Consider the following 17,450-nt stretch of genomic DNA (forward strand, 5'->3'; position numbering starts at 1 on the left):
TTCGTCTGCTGCCCAAGAACGGAGATACTAGGGGCGGGCATCGACGACGCCGCGCTCCCGCGCGAGACAGCCCTACCGAGGAGGAACGACAGCGTGACCTACGTCATCGCGCAGCCTTGTGTCGACGTCAAGGACAAGGCATGCATCGAGGAGTGCCCCGTCGACTGCATCTACGAGGGCCAGCGGTCCTTGTACATCCACCCGGACGAATGCGTCGACTGCGGAGCCTGTGAGCCGGTCTGCCCGGTGGAGGCCATCTTCTACGAGGACGACACCCCGGAGGAGTGGAAGGACTACTACAAGGCGAACGTCGAGTTCTTCGACGAGCTCGGCTCGCCCGGTGGCGCCTCCAAGCTCGGGCTGATCGAGCGCGACCACCCCTTCATCGCCGCCCTGCCGCCGCAGGGCGCGTGACACGACAATCGCGGGCGGTCCCGTACGGCACACCGCCGTGCGGGACCGCCGCGTTTCAGGCAGCGGCAGGCCGCGGGCCTGCGAGGAACCGAAAGTGAGCACCACCGTGGCACAGCCTGTCTCGTCCCGACTCCCCGTCTTCCCGTGGGACCGGCTCGAACCGTACAAGGCCACGGCCGCCGCCCACCCCGGCGGCATCGTCGACCTGTCGGTCGGCACCCCCGTCGACCCGGTCCCGCACCTCGTGCAGCAGGCCCTGTCCGCGGCCGCGGACAGCCCCGGTTACCCGACCGTGTGGGGGACGCCCGAGCTGCGCGCCGCCATCACCGGCTGGGCCGGCCGCCGGCTGGGCGCCACCGGGCTGACCGACGCGCATGTGCTGCCGGTCGTCGGCTCCAAGGAGCTGGTCGCCTGGCTGCCCACCCAACTGGGCCTCGGCGCGGGCGACAAGGTGGCCTACCCGCGGCTCGCCTACCCCACCTACGAGGTCGGCGCGCGGTTGGCGGGCGCCGAGCCGGTCGTCTACGACGAGCCGACCGAGCAGGACCCGGCCGGGCTGCGCCTGCTGTGGCTCAACAGCCCCTCCAACCCCTCCGGACGCGTACTGTCCAAGGACGAGCTGACCCGTGCCGTCGCCTGGGCGCGGGAGCACGGAGTGCTGGTGTTCAGCGACGAGTGCTACCTGGAGCTGGGCTGGGACGCCGACCCGGTCTCCGTCCTGCACCCCGACGTCTGCGGCGGCTCCTACGAGGGGATCGTGGCCGTCCACTCACTGTCCAAGCGCTCCAACCTGGCCGGCTACCGCTCCGCCTTCCTGCTCGGCGACTCCGCCGTGCTGGGCGAGCTGCTGCAGATCCGCAAGCACGGCGGCATGATGACGCCCGCTCCGGTGCAGGCCGCCACCATCGCCGCGCTCGGGGACGACGCCCATGTGGCACGGCAGCGGGAGCGCTACGCACGGCGGCGGGCGATGCTGCGGGAGGCCTTCGAGGCCGCGGGCTTCCGCATCGAGCACAGCGAGGCGAGTCTGTACCTGTGGGCGACGCGCGACGAGTCCTGCTGGGACACCGTCGCGGACCTGTCCAAGCAGGGCATCCTCGTGGCGCCGGGCGACTTCTACGGCGCTGCAGGGGAGCGGTACGTACGCGTCGCCTTCACGGCCACCGACGAGCGGGTCGCGGCGGCGGTGCGCAGGCTGTCCGCCTGAGCCGCGGCGGCACGACCGCGCGAAGGGCCCGGGAGCAGCGCCCCCGGGCCCTTCGCGCCGCTGTGGGTGGTCAGCCGCCGAGGGGAAGCCCCTTCAGGGGCGCCTGGCCGGTGGAGGGGATGCCGCCGGGCAGCCCCGGGGCCTTGGCGGACTTCCCGAGCTCGTAGGCGGTGCCGCCGACGGTCTTGGCGGCCTGCGTCGCGGCGCCCTGGACGGTGGGCTGGGTGCTCTTGGCCAAGCCGCCGACGGTCTCGGTCGTCGCGGGCAGCGTCTCCTGCACGGTCCGCACCGCGCCGGACTGCTTGGCCACGCCGTTCACGGTGCCGGCGAGCTCGGGGGCCTTGTCCATGTTGGTCAGCCCACCCACCTTGCCGACCTGCGGAAGCTCGGCGGCGGACGCGGCGCCGGCACCGATGAGAGGCGCCGCGGCCGCGCCGACCAGCAGGGCGGCCCGGGCGATCCGACGCGCGAGGGGGAGAGACATGGTGCTCCTTTTACGGAGAGACGACAGTTTCGACGTGGTGTGTCCGCGGGGCGGACGCCGTGACTACCGCGTGAAGGGGCTCGAAGGTTTCGGCCGCCGAGGGTAAAGAGTTGGTAATGCGCGCTGATTTCGAAGTGGTAAAGCGGAGCAATTCGGGCGCGGTGGTAACCGCCGCGGAAACGTAACGGCCCTTGGTCGGGCGTGTTTTTCGCACCCCGGACGCAGGGATTCGCATCTGATGGGTTTGGCGTATCAATCACCCGCCTGCGGGTGATTACTCGCACTATTGCGCGACGGTGATCCTGACGTCGCCCGCGGCCGGCCGCCCGACGCCTGAAAGAGCCGTCCAGCCCCGGTCGGAGGTCCTGGCCGACCACTCGCGGTCCCCGAACGACACTTTCTCCACCTTCAGCTCGCCCGCGTGCGCCACCGCCCAGTGGGCCAGCACCCAGCCCTGCCGGAGCCCGTCGCCGCGCCCCCCGCTCCCCGCGGCGGCGGAGGCCACGGACACCGTGCGCCGGTCGGGCCGCCCGCCCGCGGCGGCGTTCTCGGCGTCCCGGGCGGCCTCGTCGCCCGCCCCGGCGGACGTCTCGGTGATCCGCGGCACCACACGAGACCCGAACTCCCGGAGCAGCCGCGCCCGCACCTTCGCCGGGTCGCCTCCGGAGGCCTCGCCCGCGGCGACAGGGGTGACCGGGGTGACGGGGGTGACGCAGTTGAGCGCACCCGGGCGCCGGCCGGTCAGCGCTGCGGCCAGCAGCGCGGCGTCCCCCTCGTGCTTGGCGTACGCCAGCGGGAAGCCGCTCTTCTGCACTTTCTGCGCGGCCTCCGTCAGGGGCAGCCGGGAATAGCCGCGGATCTTCACCAGGCCGTCGAAGAATTCGTTGGAGGCGTAGACCGGGTCCATGATCTGCGCGGCCGTTCCCCAACCCTGCGAGGGGCGCTGCTGGAACAGGCCGACCGAGTCGCGGTCCCCGTGATCGAGATTGCGCAGCGCCGACTCCTGCATGGACGTGGCCAGCGCTATCGTCAGCGCGCGCTCCGGCAGCCCCCGCGAGGTCGCGACCGCGGCGATCGTCGAGGCGTTCGCCGCCTGCTGCGGCTCCAAAGTGAGGCTGCCGGCCTCGGTGGTCACCGTGCAGCCCGGACGGCGAACGCCCCTGACACCGGTCAGGTGGTCGTACGCGACATAGCTCGCGACCCCCAGCAGGACCAGGCCTGCGGTGACCGTTCGGGCTGCCCGCGCGCGCCTGCGCGAGGGGCGTGCGGAGGGTGTCGAGGGCGACGCTGGCTTCGGCACGCGCACACCGTACCGAAGCCCGCTCCGCCGGGCCCCCGACCCGCTCCCGGTAGGGTCGGCGGCATGGAACGGCCCGTGCTCGATCTCAGTCAGGACGCCGCCGCCGTGACGGCGCAGCTCGTCGACATCCCCTCCGTCAGCCTCGCCGAGAAGCCGCTGGCGGACGCCGTGGAGAGCGCCCTGCGCGCCCTGCCGCACCTGACGGTGGACCGGGACGGGGACGCCGTCGTCGCCCGCACCCGGCTCGGCCGGGCCGAGCGGGTCGTCCTCGCCGGGCACCTGGACACCGTGCCGATCGCCGAGAACGTGCCCTCCCGCCTCGACGCCGACGGCATCCTGTGGGGTTGCGGCACCTCCGACATGAAGTCGGGGGTCGCCGTCCAGCTGCGGCTCGCCGCCACCCTTCCCGCCCCCACCCGCGACCTGACCTTCGTCTTCTACGACGCCGAGGAGATCGCGGCGGAGCACAACGGCCTCAAGCGCCTCGCGCAGAACCACCCGGAATGGCTCGCGGGCGACTTCGCCGTCCTGCTGGAGCCGACCGGCGCCAAGGTCGAGGGCGGCTGCCAGGGCACCCTGCGGGTCCGCGTGGAGACCACCGGCCGCCGCGCCCACTCCGCGCGCAGCTGGCTGGGCGACAACGCCATCCACAAGGCCGCGCCGGTGCTGGCCCGGCTCGCCGCGTACGCGCCCCGCAAGGCCGTCATCGACGGACTCACCTACCGCGAGGGCCTCAACGCCGTGATGATCGAGGGCGGTCACGCCGGGAACGTGATCCCGGACTCCTGCGCGGTGGTCGTCAACTTCCGCTTCGCCCCCGACCGCTCCGAGGCCGACGCGCTCGCCCACGTCCGCGAGGTGTTCGACGGCTTCGACGTACGGCTCACCGACAGCGCCCCCGGCGCCCTGCCGGGCCTGTCCCACCCCGCGGCGGCCGCCTTCGTCGAGGCCATCGGCACCGAGCCCGCGCCCAAGGAGGCCTGGACCGACGTGGCCCGCTTCTCCGCGCTGGGCGTCCCGGCGGTGAACTACGGCCCCGGCGACCCCGCGCTCGCCCACACCCGCGAGGAGCACGTCGCCGTCAGCGCCGTCCTGGAGGCGGAGGAGAAGCTGCGCGCCTGGCTGTCGTAACGGACAGTTCAGCGGCGCGTTCTTGATCCGCCGAGTGGACGCGGCCGTACCCTGACCGGACGGCAGCGAAAGGAGCGCGACATGAACCGTGACGCGGAGGAGGCGGCCGCCGCCGAGACAGCCGCGGCGGAGGGCCGCCCCACGGGGCGCGGCTGGCCCGAGCGCCACACCGGGCCCGTCGTCAGGCGCCGGGGCCAGGTGCAGAAGTCGACGACCGACCAGCGGCTGCTGGACACCCGCGGATCGTCGGACTGGGTCCACAGCGATCCGTGGCGCGTGATGCGCATCCAGTCCGAGTTCGTGGAGGGGTTCGGCGCGCTCGCCGAACTCGGCAAGGCGGTCAGCGTCTTCGGCTCCGCCCGGATGGCGGAGGGCACGGCCGACTATGAGACCGGCGTCCGCATCGGCCGCGCCCTGGCCGAGGCCGGCTTCGCCGTCATCACCGGCGGCGGCCCCGGCGCGATGGAGGCGGCCAACCGCGGCGCCTGCGAGGCCGGAGGGGTCTCGGTGGGCCTGGGCATCGAGCTGCCCTTCGAGCAGGGGCTCAACCCCTATGTGGACATCGGCGTGAACTTCCGCTACTTCTTCGTCCGCAAGACGATGTTCGTCAAGTACGCCTCCGGGTTCATCGTCCTGCCGGGCGGTTTCGGCACCCTCGACGAACTCTTCGAGGCCCTGACGCTGGTGCAGACCCGCAAGGTCACGCAGTTCCCCATCGTCCTGTTCGGCTCCGCCTACTGGCGCGGCCTGGTCGACTGGGTCCGCGACACCGTCGTGGACGGCGGCAAGGCGTCCCCCGTCGACCTCGAACTCCTCCACCTCACGGACGACGTCGACGAGGCGGTCGCCCTGGTGACCAAGGAGATCGGCGACTGACCCGCCGGCGGCGCTACGCCAGCCCCCGCCGGGCGACCGCCGGGGGCCGGTGCCCCGCGATCGAGGCCACCATGTCCAGCACCTGACGCGTCTCGGCGACCTCGTGCACCCGGTACACCTGTGCGCCGAGCCACGCCGAGACGGCGGTCGTCGCCAGAGTGCCGATCAGCCGCTCCTTGACCGGCCGGTCCAGGGTCTCGCCGACGAAGTCCTTGTTGGACAGCGAGACCAGCACCGGCCAGCCCGTCGCCGTCATCTCCGGCAGCCGCCGCGTCGCCTCCAGCGAGTGCCGGGTGTTCTTCCCGAAGTCGTGGCCGGGGTCGATGAGGATGGCGTCCCGCCGCACGCCGAGCGCGGCTGCCCGCTCGGCGAGGCCCACCGTCACCTTCAGGATGTCGGCCATCACGTCCTCGTAGCCCACCCGGTGCGGCCGGGTCCGCGGCAGCGCGCCGCCCGCGTGGGTGCACACCAGGCCGACGCCGTGCTTCGCGGCGACCTCGGCGAGCCGGGGGTCGACCCCTCCCCAGGCGTCGTTGAGCAGGTCCGCACCGGCCTCGCAGACCGCCTCGCCGACCTCGTGGCGCCACGTGTCGACGCTGATCACCACGTCGGGGTGGCGCCGGCGCACCTCGGCGACGAAGCCCGCCGTCCTGCGGATCTCCTCCTGGGCGGAGACCTCCTCGCCCGGGCCCGCCTTCACCCCGCCGACATCGATGATCGCGGCCCCCTCCGCGACCGCGCGCTCGACGCGGTCGAGGGCCGGAGCGTCGGTGAACGTGGCGCCCTGGTCGTAGAACGAGTCCGGCGTCCGGTTAACGATCGCCATGATCACCGGCTCGTGGTCGCCGAACTCCCGTGTGCCCAGCCGCAGCATGTTTGCGCCCGCCTCCCTCGAAATGTCGTACGCCGATCGAAGATAGTCGCCGACCGCGGCCCGCACGCACGGCGCGACATGGCACGATCGTGGCGTACACGTCGGGCCGACCCCGGGAGAGGTCTTGTTCTGGTTCATGCTCATCGCGCTGGTCGCGGTGGTCGCCGCCGTCGCTCTCGCGGTGCTCGGCGACGGCGGGGTGCTCCGTGACGTGGAGCCGGACCGGGTGGACGACCGGCTGCCCCCGGAGCGGCCGGTGGGCCGCGCGGACGTCGAGCGGCTCCGCCTGCCGGTGACCGTGCGCGGTTACCGGATGGTGGACGTGGACGACGTGCTGGACCGCCTCGGCGCGGAACTGGCCCAGCGCGACGCCCACATCGCCGACCTGGAGGCCGCGCTGGCCGGCGCCCACGCGACCCGGCTGGGCGGCGGCCCGTCGGCCGAGGACGCCCCCGAGGTCCCGCGGGACCCCGAGGGCCCGGCCGCTCCCGGGAGCGGGCTGTGAGCGAAGGCGGCGTGGTGACCGGGCCGGACGGCCTGGCGCGCTGCCCGTGGGGGCTGTCCACCCACGACTACGTCGCGTACCACGACACCGAGTGGGGCCGGCCGGTGCACGGCGAGGCGGCGCTCTTCGAGCGGCTGTGCCTGGAGGCGTTCCAGTCGGGCCTGTCGTGGATCACGATCCTGCGGCGCCGCGAGGCTTTCCGCGCGGCCTTCGCGGGCTTCTCTCCGGAGGCGGTCGCCGCCTTCACCGACCAGGACCGCGAGCGGCTGCTGGCCGACACCGGCATCATCCGCAACAGCGCCAAGATCGACGCCGCCATCGCCAACGCGCACGCCACCCTGGCGCTGCGCGAGTCCCACGAGGGCGGCCTGGACACCCTGGTCTGGTCGTACGCACCGGACCCCGCCGGACGTCCGGCACCCCGCACGGTCGCGGACGTACCGGCCGTCACGGCGGAGTCCACCGCGCTGGCCAAGGAGCTCAAGAAGCGCGGCTTCCGCTTCGTCGGCCCCACCACCGCCTATGCGCTGATGCAGGCCTGCGGCCTGGTGGACGACCACCTGGCCGACTGCTGCGCCCGCCGCTGAGCGGCGCGGCTCAGCGGCCGAGGAAGCGGGGCTTCTCCTTCTTCAGGAAGGCGTCGACCGCGATCCGGTGGTCCTCGGAGGCGCCGGCGGCCGTCTGCAGCTCGTCCTCCTTGGCCAGGGTGTCGACGAGCGAGTGCGCCTCACCGTAGGCCAAGGAGGCCTTGACCGCCGCGTAGGCGACCGTCGGGCCCTCGGCGAGCCGGCGGGCGACCGAGGCGGCCTCGGCGGCCAGCTCACCGGCCGGCACCACGCGGTTGGCGATGCCCAGCTCGTGTGCCTCCTGCGCGCTGACGGTGCGCGGGAAGAGCAGCAGTTCGGCGGCGCGGCTGCGGCCGATCAGCCGGGGCAGCGTCCAGGACGTGCCGGAGTCGGCGGACAGGCCCACGCCGACGAAGGAGGTGTTGAAAGCGGCGGTGTCGGCGACCACGCGGTAGTCGCACGCGAAGGCGAAGCCCGCGCCGGCGCCCGCGGCGATCCCGTTGACCCCGGCGACGACGGGCTTGGGCATGGTGGCGATCGCGGTGACGATCGGGTTGTAGTGCTCGCGCACCGTCGACATCGCGCCCCCGCGCCCGGCCGCGGGCGTCCCCGCCGCGCCGCCGGCCTCCTCGAGCAGCGCGATGTGCTCCTTGAGGTCCTGGCCGACGCAGAAGGCCTGCCCGTTCGCGGTCAGCAGCACGGCCCGCACCGCGGAATCGGCGCCCGCCGTCCGCAGGGCGTCCCGCAGGGCGGCCTTGGTGTCGACGTCCAGAGCGTTCCTCGCCTCAGGGCGGTTGAGGGTGATGGTGGCGAGGCCGTCGCTCACCTCGTACAGCACGGTGTCGGCCATGTGGTCCCCTTCGTCGCGGCTCACGTTCGGGGCCAGCATGCCGGAGATCCCCGGCGCCGACATGAGACCCGTCAATCCCGCCGCGCAGTGCGATCACCGAAATGGACGGTTTTGCGGAACGGGGTTCTCGAACGGATGGGAACCGATGTTGGTCATCAGGTCACCCGATGCGGGATAATGGCCGAGAACCAATGTGTTCGAGTCCGGTGGCGCCTGGGCCGCCGGTTGCGAAGAGCTGGTTTCAGGAAGGGGAACGAGCATGGCGGCCATGAAGCCGCGGACGGGTGATGGCCCGCTCGAGGTGACCAAGGAGGGGCGGAGCATCATCATGCGCGTTCCGCTCGAGGGCGGCGGACGGCTTGTCGTCGAGCTGACTCCGGACGAGGCGGATGCACTCGGCGAAGCCTTGAAGAAGGCCATCGCCTGACAACCGGTCAATCAAGCCTTGGGGCCCCTGGCGTCTCGCCGGGGGCCCGCCTGTTTCCTCGTGCGGGAGCCGGTCCGGAAACAGGCGCATTCCGGGCGGGGGGATTCTCAGTCGCGCCGTACCGCGCAGAGCAGTCCGTCGTCGGTCGGCAGCAGGACGGGGGCGAGGGCCGCGTTGTCCCGTACCGTGCGCATCAGTTCGCGCAGCCGCATCACCTCCGGCTCCGAGTGGGCGGCGTCCATGGAACGGCCCTGCGCGAAGGCCCCCTCGAAGCAGACCAGTCCGCCGGGCCGCAGCAGGCGCAGCGATTCGCCGAGGTAGTCCGGGTACTCCTGCCGGTCCCCGTCGCAGAACACCAGGTCGTAGCCGCCGTCGGCGAGGCGGGGGAGGACGTCCAGCGCCCGGCCGGGAATGAAGCGGGCGCGGTTCCCCGCGAACCCCGCCTCCCGGTAGGCGGTGCGGGCGAGCTGCTGGCGGTCGGGTTCGGTGTCGACGGTGGTCAGCACGCCGTCGGGACGCATGCCGTGCAGCAGGTGGATCCCGGAGACCCCGGTCCCGGTGCCGATCTCCACGACCGCCTTGGCGTCGGTGGCGGCGGCCAGCAGCCGCAGCGCCGCGCCGGTGCCGGGGGAGACAGGGCGCACGCCTGCCTCACGCGCCCGCTCGCGGGCGCGTATCAGCGCGTCGTCCTCGGCGACGAAAGCGTCCGCGAACGCCCAGCTCGCCTGCCGGTTGCCGGTAATTGCCCTCTCCTGTCCGCCTGACGGTTGCAGCCCGCCCGGCGACTGTATCCGTTGCGGTCGGGAACCCGCAGATGGGACCGCTCGTTGGTGTGGGGGACGGGCCTGAACGACAGGGGCCGGGTGCGGTGAGCCCGGCATTTATCCGGAGCTAACGGGCGAGGTGGCTATGGTAGGGGCTCTACTGGACACCACCAGAGCCGACAGGGGAGGTGCGGCTGCTGCGGGTCACCGCGGAGTGCTCTCGCGCTTCCGCAGGTCGGCCGGCGAGCCGAAATCCGTGACCGATACTGCTGACGACCGTCCGCGCAACGACGAGTCCGCGACTGTGGCCGCGAACGCGACCTTCGCCACCGACGGGGACAACCAGGCGTGGACCCCCCCTTCCTGGGAGGAGATCGTCAGCACGCACAGTGCCCGGGTCTACCGCCTCGCGTACCGCCTCACCGGAAACCAGCACGACGCCGAGGACCTCACCCAGGAGGTCTTCGTCCGGGTCTTCCGTTCGCTGTCGACGTACACCCCCGGCACCTTCGAGGGCTGGTTGCACCGCATCACCACCAACCTCTTCCTCGACATGGTCCGCCGTCGTCAGCGGATCCGCTTCGACGCCCTCGGTGACGACGCCGCCGAGCGGCTGCCGAGCCGCGAGCCCTCCCCTGCGCAGCACTTCGCCGACACCCATTTCGACGCGGACATCCAGCAGGCGCTCGACACCCTCGCCCCGGAGTTCCGCGCGGCCGTGGTGCTCTGCGACATCGAGGGCCTGTCCTACGAGGAGATCGCCGCCACGCTCGGGGTCAAGCTGGGCACCGTGCGCAGCCGCATCCACCGCGGCCGCTCCCACCTGCGCAAGGCGCTGGAGCACCGGGCGCCGGCCACCCGTCCCGGTCCCGCGCCCGTCCTGGCCGCCGCCCGGCCGGCCCTGGAGGGCGGGAGCACGTGAGCAGCGGTGTCAGCCGGCACCTCGCCTGTGCCGACCAGCACTTGGGTGACCATCTCGCCGCCTTCGTCGACGGCGAGCTGCACGACGACGCCCGCGACCGGGTGCTCGCGCACCTGGCGACCTGCCCCGACTGCAAGACCGCGGCCGACGAGCAGCGCCGGATGAAGGACGTGGTGGCCGCCACCGCGCCGCCCGCCCTCTCGGCGGCCCTGCTCGCCCGACTCCAGGAGTTGCCCGGGAACGACGGCGACGGCGGAAGAGGGCCCTTCGGGGACGGCGGGCTGATCGAGACGGCCAGCCTCGGCGGTGAGCGCCTGGGCGGCGGCCTCTTCGGCAAGGCGCGCGAGGAGTTCTCCCTGCCGCTGCCCCCCTCCGGCTCCGGCGGCTTCCCGATCCACGAGAGCGGCCGCTCCGGCGGAGCGGTCACGCCTGTCGGCCCCGCCGCTCCGGCGTCCCCCGCCGCGGTCCGCGGCCGGCGCCGTTTCGCCTTCGCCGCGGCCGGCGCGGTCTCCATGGCGGCCATCGCGCTCGGCGGCGCCCTGCCGCTGGACGCGGCCGTGGAAGGTGCGGGCGGCACCCCGCTCTCCCGCAGCGGCGCGGGTGCGGGTGCCCCCGCGACACCGTTCGCGGGCGGGAGCGCGCGTGCGGCCGCCGACGTGTGGAACATGACCACCAGCGACGTGGTGCCCCCCGTGGCCGAGGGCATGCACCCGTACGGCTCCGGGGCGGCGGACGGCCCCGTGCCCGCGGGCACCGTCACCAGGCCCCTGGGCCTGGCCGGCGCCGAGCGGCCGGGCCGTGGCTCGACCGCCTCCGTCGTCCCCGGGGTCACCCCGGGGCCCGCCGTCGCGCCCTCGGCCACCGGCCCCGTCGCCGCCTCGGTCGGCGCGCCGAGCGGTGCCGCGCCCTCCCCCGCGGCGCCCGTCACGCGCGACGCGGTCGCCCCCCTGCTCGGCCACTTCACCATGACCCGCTGAGCGGTCGGCTGCGGGCAGGGCCGACTCCTGGTTCAATCCAGGGAGGACTGGTCGTCGTAGGGGAGCACCGTGGACGAGGGGAAGGCCGCAGGGCCGAAGTGGTGGAGCCGGCCGGAGACGGTCGCGCCGGCTCCCCCTGAGCCGCTTGACCGGCCGGCCCCGGACGCGCCCGAGGCGCCCGAGGCGCCCGCCGTGGCGGAGGCGCCGGACGCGCCGGACGCCACCGACGCCGCCTCCGCGGAGGCGGCTCCCGGGCACGCCCGGGACCCTCACGACACCCCGCCGTACGGCAAGCCCGGGCCATGGGCCCCCGCGCCGCCCGTGCAGCACCCCGCCGGTGCGGCCCCCCCGCCGTACCACCCCGCCGCCGCGCCGCCCGCCGGCCCGCCCGCGTCCCCGCCGCCGCTGTCCGTGGGCCAGTGGCACCGCCACGACCCCTGGGCGGCTCCCGGCAGCCCCGCAGGACCCCAGCCGCCCGCGCGGCCCACGGGCAGCCGCCGCGCCCCGCTGGCCGCGGCCCTGGTCGCCGTGACCCTGATCGCCGGAGGCATCGGCGGGGCGCTGGGCGCCTATGTGCACGACAGCGGCGGCGCACCGGACGTGACCCTGCCGCAGGCCACCGCGCAGGCCGGCACCCGGCCTCCGGACAGCATCGCGGGCATCGCCGCCCAGGTCCTTCCCGGCGTCGTCTACATCCACGTCAAGGGCGACGGCGGGGAGGGCACCGGCACCGGCTTCGTCCTGGACGGCCAGGGGCACATCCTCACCAACAACCATGTGGTGGAGAGCGTCGCCAAGGGCGGCACGATCTCGGTGACCTTCAACGGCGGCCAGGTCGAACCCGCCACCATCGTGGGCCGTGACACCGGCTACGACCTGGCCGTCATCAAGGTGGGCGGCGTCAAGGGACTGCACCCGCTGACCCTCGGCGACTCCGATGCCGCCCAGGTCGGGGACCCGGTCGTCGCCATCGGCGCGCCCTACGGCCTCGAGGGGACCGTGACCTCCGGCATCATCAGCGCCACCCAGCGCCCGATCACCGCGGGCGGGGAGACCGACGGCGGCGACGTCAGCTATGTCGACGCCATCCAGACCGACGCCCCGATCAACCCCGGCAACTCCGGTGGGCCGCTGGTCGACGCCAAGGGCCTGGTCATCGGCATCAACAGCGCCATCCGCTCGGCGGACAGCGGCACCGACCCCTTCGGCAACGGCAGCCAGGGCGGGAGCATCGGCCTGGGCTTCGCCATCCCGGTCAACCAGGCCAAGCGGGTCGCCGAGCAGCTGATCAACGACGGCAAGGCCACGCACCCGGTGATCGGCGTGAGCATCAACCTGGCGTACTCCGGTGACGGCGCCCAGGTCAGCCCGGAGGGCCAGGGCGAGGGCGATTCGGTGACCCCGAACGGCCCCGGCGCCAAGGCGGGCATCGAGCCGGGCGACGTGATCACCGCCGTCGACGGCAAGCGGGTGCACAGCGGCGAGGAGCTGATCGTGCGGATCCGCGCGCACCGGCCCGGCGACACGCTGCGGCTGACCGTGAAGCGGGACGGCAAGGAGCGCGCCGTGAAGCTGACGCTGGGCTCTGCCAGCGGAGACTAGGCGGCCCCGCCTGTCCGCGCGGCCTCTCAGCACGGGATGTTCGGGATTTACCGGGGCGCGGCCTACTGTTGACCCTGCCCACTCCCGTGTGGACGGTAGGGGCAGGTACGGTGAGACCCGCGGATTCCGTCCGCCGGCCGAGGACCACGAGGAGCTGCACGGTGTTTTCAGACATAGGCGCGCTGGAGGTCGTCGCGCTCGTGATCCTGGCCGTTCTCGTGTTCGGGCCGGACAAGCTGCCCAAGGTCATCAGGGACGTGATGCAGTTCGTCCGCAAGGTGCGGGAATTCTCGGACAGCGCGAAGGCCGACATCCGCAACGAGCTGGGTCCGGAGTTCAAGGACTTCGAGTTCGAGGACCTGAACCCGAAGAACTTCGTCCGCAAGCAGCTGCTGGACAACGACGAGCTGGGCCTGAAGGAGATCCGCAACGGATTCGACTTCAAGGAGGAGCTGTCGGCGGTCACCGACGCCGTGCACGGCCGCGAGAGCGGCGGTTCGGGCGCCTCGGGCTCCGCGAGCACCTCGGGCTCCTCCGGCACCCCGGACCTGCTGCGCAAGCGCGACGGCCTGACGCCCGGCGAGGCCCCGCCCTTCGACTCCGACGCCACCTGACACGGGGGCCTGCCTCGTTCACGCGGTGTGAGTGGCTATTCTCCCTCTGGTCTGACCTTATGGAGGAGGCGCCGCGCGTATGGAGACCACAGCTGACCCAGCGGATCGTACGTCCGACGGCCACCTGAAGGCCGACTTCCCCTGGTACGGGCTGGACGAGGCCTTCACCGGCGAGCGCTGGCTCGCCCCCGTCGGGCTGAACGCCGACGGCACGGTCGAGCACGGCTCCACCGGCCACGGCGACGAGCCGTCCGTGAAGGTCGAGCCCACCCCCGGCAACCGCCGCTTCGTGGTGGTCGTCACGGTGCCCGAGCGCCCGCTCCGGCAGACCTCGGACGGCACCGGCGTGCTGGAGGCCACCTCCGTCGCCACGGCGGCCTGGCTCGCGGGCTCCGGGCTGCTGAGCTGCACCTGGCCCACCCGGATGGAGCGGCACCTGCGGCAGGACTGGCTCGAGCAGCAGACCGCCATCGCCTGGGACCTCGCGGACCACCTCGACGGCTCCGCCTGGTCGGCGCTGACCCTGCCGGTGGACGGCGTCCCCACGCCCTTCCACTACCGCGAGTCGGAGTACGGCTGGGTGCTGGCCGGGTCGGCACGCGGGGTGCACCTGGGCGCCTTCGGGCAGGGGATGAGCGCCTACGGGCTCGGCCTCGCCCAGGTGGAGGACATCGGCGCGTACCGGGCGTGAGACGGCAGGGGCGCCTCCCGGCAGGGAGGCGCCCCTGAGGGTGTCTTCGGCGGTCACCCCCGGCCCGGTGGGCCCGGCGTGCCGATCAGAACTTGTTGCGCGGGGTGATGCCCAGCGACAGGCCCGCGAGACCGCGCTGGCGCCCGCCGAGCTTGCCCGCGATGGCCCGCAGCGCCGAGCCGGCCGGGGACTCCGGGTCGGTCAGCACGACCGGGCGGCCGTCGTCGCCGCCCTCGCGCAGGCGCACGTCGATGGGGATCTGGCCGAGCACGGGAACGGTGGCGCCGGTGGTGCGGGTCAGCCCCTCGGCGACGCGCTCGCCGCCGCCGGTCCCGAAGACGTCGACCATCTCGCCGCAGTGCGGGCAGGGCAGCCCGGACATGTTCTCGATGACGCCGACGATCTTCTGGTGGGTCTGCACCGCGATGGTGCCCGCGCGCTCGGCGACCTCGGCCGCCGCCTGCTGGGGCGTGGTGACCACGAGGATCTCGGCGTTCGGGACCAGCTGCGCGACGGAGATCGCGATGTCGCCCGTGCCGGGCGGCAGGTCGAGCAGCAGGACGTCCAGGTCGCCCCAGTACACGTCGGCGAGGAACTGCTGCAGCGCCCGGTGGAGCATCGGGCCGCGCCACACCACCGGGGCGTTGCCCGGGGTGAACATGCCGATGGAGATGACCTTCACGCCGTTGGCCGAGGGCGGCATGATCATGTTCTCGACCTGGGTCGGACGGCCGTCCGCGCCCAGCATCCGCGGCACGCTGTGGCCGTAGATGTCGGCGTCGACCACACCGACCTTCAGGCCGTCGGCGGCCATCGCGGCCGCCAGATTCACCGTCACCGAGGACTTGCCGACGCCGCCCTTGCCGGACGCGACCGCGTACACCCGGGTCAGCGAACCGGGCTTGGCGAACGGGATCTCCCGCTCCGCCTGGCCGCCGCGCAGCGAGGTGGCCAGCTCGCGGCGCTGCTCGTCGCTCATCACGTCCAGCTCGACCGCCACCCCGGTGACGCCGGGGACCTTCGCGACGGCGGCCGTGACCGAGCGGGTGATGGTGTCCCGCAGCGGACAGCCCGAAACCGTCAGGTACACGCCGACCCGCACCGCGCCGTCGTCCGCGATGTCGACCGACTTGACCATGCCCAGATCGGTGATCGGCTTGTGGATCTCGGGGTCGTTCACCGTCGCGAGCGCGGCGCGCACCGCGTCGGGCGAGGGGGCGGAGCCTGGGGGAGGATCGGTAGCCATGCGTCGATGGTACGTCCCGTACCGTGCCCGGGAGGACCCCCGTGCACGGGTCCGTGCGGCCGCGACCGCACGCTGGGCGATCACTCCGCGTCGGCCCGCTGCCGCGGTCCGATGTCCCGGCGCAGGTCCTGCAGCTCGGAGCGGATCCAGTCGCGCGTGGCGACCTCGCCCAGGCCCAGCCGCAGCGCGGCCACCTCGCGGGTCAGGTACTCGGTGTCGGCGATGCTGCGCTCGTTCGCCTTGCGGTCCTGCTCCAGGTTGACCCGGTCGCGGTCGGCCTGCCGGTTCTGCGCCAGCAGGATCAGCGGCGCGGCGTACGAGGCCTGCAGCGACAGCATCAGGGTGAGGAAGATGAAGGGATACGGGTCCCAGCGCAGGTGGCGCGGGGCCAGCGCGTTCCACGCCACCCACACCACGATCACCACCGTCATCCAGACGATGAAGCGGCCGGTCCCCAGGAAACGGGCGATCTTCTCCGACAGCCGCCCGAACGCCTCCGGGTCGTAGGCGGGCAGCGGGCTGATCCGCCGTACCTGCGGCTGGTCGAGGCGGACGCGGGGGCGCTCGTCGCTCACCGCGGCACCTCGTGCAGCTCCGTCTCCCGCCAGTCCTCCGGCAGGAGGTGGTCGAGGACGTCGTCGACGGTGACGGCGCCCAGCAGCGAGCCGCCGTCGTCCACGACCGGCACGGACACCATGTTGTACGCCGCGAGGAAGCTGGTGACCGCGGACAGCGGGGTGTCCGGCGGCAGCGGCTGCAGGTCGCTGTCGATGAGCGCGCTGACCAGGGTGAACGGGGGGTCGCGCAGCAGTCGCTGGAAGTGCACCGTGCCCAGGTACGTGCCGGTCGGGGTCTCGTCCGGCGGCCGGCACACGTACACCTGGGCGGCGAGTGCGGGCGACAGGTCGGGGTTGCGGACCCGCGCCAGGGCGTCGGCGACGGTGGCGTCGGGGCGCAGCACGATCGGCTCGGTGGTCATCAGGCCGCCGGCGGTGCGCTCCTCGTACGACATCAGCCGCCGCATGTCGGCCGCCTCGTGCGGCTCCATCAGACCGAGCAGCCTTTCCTGCTCCTCCTCCGGCAGCTCGGCCAGCAGGTCGGCGGCGTCGTCCGGGTCCATCGCCTCCAGCACGTCGGCGGCGCGCTCCTGCTTCAGCTTGCCGAGGATCTCCACCTGGTCGTCGTCCGGCAGCTCCTCCAGGACGTCGGCGAGCCGGTCGTCGTCGAGGGCGGCGGCGACCTCGGCGCGGCGCTTGGGCGACAGGTGGTGCAGGACGTTCGCCAGGTCGGCCGCGCGCAGCTGCTCGAAGGTGGCGAGCAGCGCCTCCGCGCCCTGCGCGTGCTCGTCCAGCGAGAAGCCCGTGACCGCCGACCACGGCACCGTCAGCGTCTCCCCTCCGGCCCGCCGCCCGCCCCCACCCCGCCACGGAAGCACGCGCCCGGTGATCTCGCGCCGCAGCGGGCCGCCCTTGCCCCGGCGGACGAAGACCTTGTCGATCGTCCATTCGCGGCGTGCGGCCGCCCGCACCATCGACACGTCCAGCACGGTCACCTCCTCGCCGGTCTCGACGAGGGTCACCCGGCGGTCGAGCAGCTCTCCCAGGACCAGGGTCTCGCTCGGGCGCTGTTCGAAGCGCCGCATGTTGACGACGCCCGTGGTGATCACCTGGCCGGACTCCACGCCCGTCACCCGGGTGATCGGCAGAAAGATCCGGCGGCGGCTGACGACCTCCACCACCAGTCCCAGCACACGCGGCGCCCGGCCCCCGACCCGCAGCATCACGACGACGTCCCGGACCCGGCCGACCTGGTCGCCGTTGGGGTCGAAGACCCGCACCCCGGAAAGGTGCGAGACGAACACCCGGGAGGTTCCCGCTGGCATGCCGCCAGGCTAACGCCGCGCCGGTCGGCGGGGCGCGCGATGCTGCTCTCCACGGGGGCTTCGCACGGCGTTCACCACGGTTCACCCGGCCAGCGGTACGCTGCGGTAGCTTCGGCTC

Annotated in this window: 20 protein-coding genes; 12 read left to right on the forward strand and 8 right to left on the reverse strand. The window is 73.3% G+C overall.

Annotation, left to right across the window (positions count from 1 at the left end; genetic code table 11):
• The first annotated feature begins 93 nt into the window (after nucleotides 1-93).
• Entirely contained in the window at nucleotides 94-414 is a 321-nt protein-coding gene (gene fdxA, locus ACRWND_RS19340; protein WP_431951004.1) for a ferredoxin, read from the forward strand.
• 94 nt (nucleotides 415-508) lie between these two features.
• Nucleotides 509-1,621: a succinyldiaminopimelate transaminase gene (gene dapC, locus ACRWND_RS19345; RefSeq protein ID WP_431951006.1), complete on the forward strand. Its 1,113-nt coding sequence runs from the start codon at nucleotides 509-511 to the stop codon at nucleotides 1,619-1,621.
• Between the two features lie 70 nt (nucleotides 1,622-1,691).
• On the opposite strand, the gene ACRWND_RS19350 is transcribed toward dapC, so the two are convergent.
• Both ACRWND_RS19350 and ACRWND_RS19355 read right to left on the reverse strand, forming a co-directional pair.
• Entirely contained in the window at nucleotides 1,692-2,105 is a 414-nt protein-coding gene (locus tag ACRWND_RS19350) for an ATP-binding protein (protein WP_431951008.1), read from the reverse strand.
• Between the two features lie 283 nt (nucleotides 2,106-2,388).
• Complete coding sequence (locus ACRWND_RS19355; RefSeq protein ID WP_431951010.1) at nucleotides 2,389-3,405, reverse strand: heavy metal transporter; 1,017 nt, start codon at nucleotides 3,403-3,405, stop codon at nucleotides 2,389-2,391.
• A gap of 63 nt (nucleotides 3,406-3,468) precedes the next feature.
• Here ACRWND_RS19355 and dapE point away from each other — a divergent pair, with 63 nt between their 5' ends.
• The gene (dapE, locus tag ACRWND_RS19360) at nucleotides 3,469-4,536 is read left to right on the forward strand and encodes a succinyl-diaminopimelate desuccinylase (protein ID WP_431951012.1); all 1,068 of its coding nucleotides are present in this window, start codon (nucleotides 3,469-3,471) and stop codon (nucleotides 4,534-4,536) included.
• An 81-nt stretch (nucleotides 4,537-4,617) separates the two neighbouring features.
• Nucleotides 4,618-5,412 carry a TIGR00730 family Rossman fold protein gene (locus ACRWND_RS19365; protein WP_431951014.1) on the forward strand — a complete coding sequence of 265 codons (795 nt, stop codon included), beginning with the start codon at nucleotides 4,618-4,620 and terminating at the stop codon, nucleotides 5,410-5,412.
• 13 nt (nucleotides 5,413-5,425) lie between these two features.
• Here the strand turns inward: ACRWND_RS19365 and folP are convergent, their stop codons facing one another.
• The gene (folP, locus tag ACRWND_RS19370; RefSeq protein WP_431951016.1) at nucleotides 5,426-6,286 is read right to left on the reverse strand and encodes a dihydropteroate synthase; all 861 of its coding nucleotides are present in this window, start codon (nucleotides 6,284-6,286) and stop codon (nucleotides 5,426-5,428) included.
• 124 nt (nucleotides 6,287-6,410) lie between these two features.
• On the opposite strand from folP, the gene ACRWND_RS19375 reads away from it, so the two are divergent.
• Nucleotides 6,411-6,791, forward strand: coding sequence for a DivIVA domain-containing protein (locus ACRWND_RS19375; protein WP_431951018.1), 381 nt, complete (start codon nucleotides 6,411-6,413; stop codon nucleotides 6,789-6,791).
• Nucleotides 6,788-7,378, forward strand: a complete 591-nt coding sequence (locus ACRWND_RS19380; protein WP_431951020.1) for a DNA-3-methyladenine glycosylase I — start codon at nucleotides 6,788-6,790, stop codon at nucleotides 7,376-7,378. Before ACRWND_RS19375 ends, ACRWND_RS19380 begins: the two co-directional genes overlap by 4 nt.
• Nucleotides 7,379-7,388: 10 nt before the next feature.
• On the opposite strand, the gene ACRWND_RS19385 is transcribed toward ACRWND_RS19380, so the two are convergent.
• Entirely contained in the window at nucleotides 7,389-8,207 is an 819-nt protein-coding gene (locus tag ACRWND_RS19385) for an enoyl-CoA hydratase/isomerase family protein (protein WP_431951069.1), read from the reverse strand.
• 259 nt (nucleotides 8,208-8,466) lie between these two features.
• Here ACRWND_RS19385 and ACRWND_RS19390 point away from each other — a divergent pair, with 259 nt between their 5' ends.
• Entirely contained in the window at nucleotides 8,467-8,634 is a 168-nt protein-coding gene (locus ACRWND_RS19390) for a DUF3117 domain-containing protein (protein ID WP_018561471.1), read from the forward strand.
• Nucleotides 8,635-8,741: 107 nt separating this feature from the next.
• Here the strand turns inward: ACRWND_RS19390 and ACRWND_RS19395 are convergent, their stop codons facing one another.
• Entirely contained in the window at nucleotides 8,742-9,407 is a 666-nt protein-coding gene (locus tag ACRWND_RS19395) for a class I SAM-dependent methyltransferase (protein WP_431951071.1), read from the reverse strand.
• Nucleotides 9,408-9,543: 136 nt separating this feature from the next.
• Here ACRWND_RS19395 and sigE point away from each other — a divergent pair, with 136 nt between their 5' ends.
• The 5 genes from sigE to ACRWND_RS19420 all read left to right on the forward strand — a co-directional run bounded on the left by sigE (nucleotide 9,544) and on the right by ACRWND_RS19420 (nucleotide 14,204).
• Nucleotides 9,544-10,320 carry an RNA polymerase sigma factor SigE gene (gene sigE, locus ACRWND_RS19400; RefSeq protein ID WP_431951022.1) on the forward strand — a complete coding sequence of 259 codons (777 nt, stop codon included), beginning with the start codon at nucleotides 9,544-9,546 and terminating at the stop codon, nucleotides 10,318-10,320.
• Entirely contained in the window at nucleotides 10,317-11,297 is a 981-nt protein-coding gene (locus tag ACRWND_RS19405) for a zf-HC2 domain-containing protein (RefSeq protein ID WP_431951024.1), read from the forward strand. The genes sigE and ACRWND_RS19405 overlap by 4 nt, the downstream gene beginning before the upstream one ends.
• A 69-nt stretch (nucleotides 11,298-11,366) precedes the next feature.
• Nucleotides 11,367-12,899 (forward strand): S1C family serine protease, encoded by a 1,533-nt coding sequence (locus tag ACRWND_RS19410; RefSeq protein WP_431951026.1) that lies wholly within the window; start codon nucleotides 11,367-11,369, stop codon nucleotides 12,897-12,899.
• A 161-nt stretch (nucleotides 12,900-13,060) separates the two neighbouring features.
• Complete coding sequence (locus tag ACRWND_RS19415; RefSeq protein ID WP_431951028.1) at nucleotides 13,061-13,513, forward strand: sec-independent translocase; 453 nt, start codon at nucleotides 13,061-13,063, stop codon at nucleotides 13,511-13,513.
• Between the two features lie 79 nt (nucleotides 13,514-13,592).
• Nucleotides 13,593-14,204, forward strand: coding sequence for a hypothetical protein (locus tag ACRWND_RS19420; protein ID WP_431951029.1), 612 nt, complete (start codon nucleotides 13,593-13,595; stop codon nucleotides 14,202-14,204).
• An 85-nt stretch (nucleotides 14,205-14,289) separates the two neighbouring features.
• Here the strand turns inward: ACRWND_RS19420 and ACRWND_RS19425 are convergent, their stop codons facing one another.
• The 3 genes from ACRWND_RS19425 to ACRWND_RS19435 all read right to left on the reverse strand — a co-directional run bounded on the left by ACRWND_RS19425 (nucleotide 14,290) and on the right by ACRWND_RS19435 (nucleotide 17,332).
• Nucleotides 14,290-15,450: an Mrp/NBP35 family ATP-binding protein gene (locus ACRWND_RS19425; RefSeq protein ID WP_431951033.1), complete on the reverse strand. Its 1,161-nt coding sequence runs from the start codon at nucleotides 15,448-15,450 to the stop codon at nucleotides 14,290-14,292.
• 80 nt (nucleotides 15,451-15,530) lie between these two features.
• The gene (locus ACRWND_RS19430) at nucleotides 15,531-16,058 is read right to left on the reverse strand and encodes a DUF1003 domain-containing protein (RefSeq protein ID WP_431951073.1); all 528 of its coding nucleotides are present in this window, start codon (nucleotides 16,056-16,058) and stop codon (nucleotides 15,531-15,533) included.
• A complete protein-coding gene (locus ACRWND_RS19435; protein ID WP_431951035.1) occupies nucleotides 16,022-17,332 on the reverse strand; it encodes a magnesium transporter MgtE N-terminal domain-containing protein in 1,311 nt (436 codons plus the stop codon). The genes ACRWND_RS19430 and ACRWND_RS19435 overlap by 37 nt, the downstream gene beginning before the upstream one ends.
• Between the last annotated feature and the right edge of the window lie 118 nt (nucleotides 17,333-17,450).

This window comes from Actinacidiphila sp. bgisy167 (assembly GCF_965342175.1).
Lineage (GTDB): Bacteria > Actinomycetota > Actinomycetes > Streptomycetales > Streptomycetaceae > Actinacidiphila.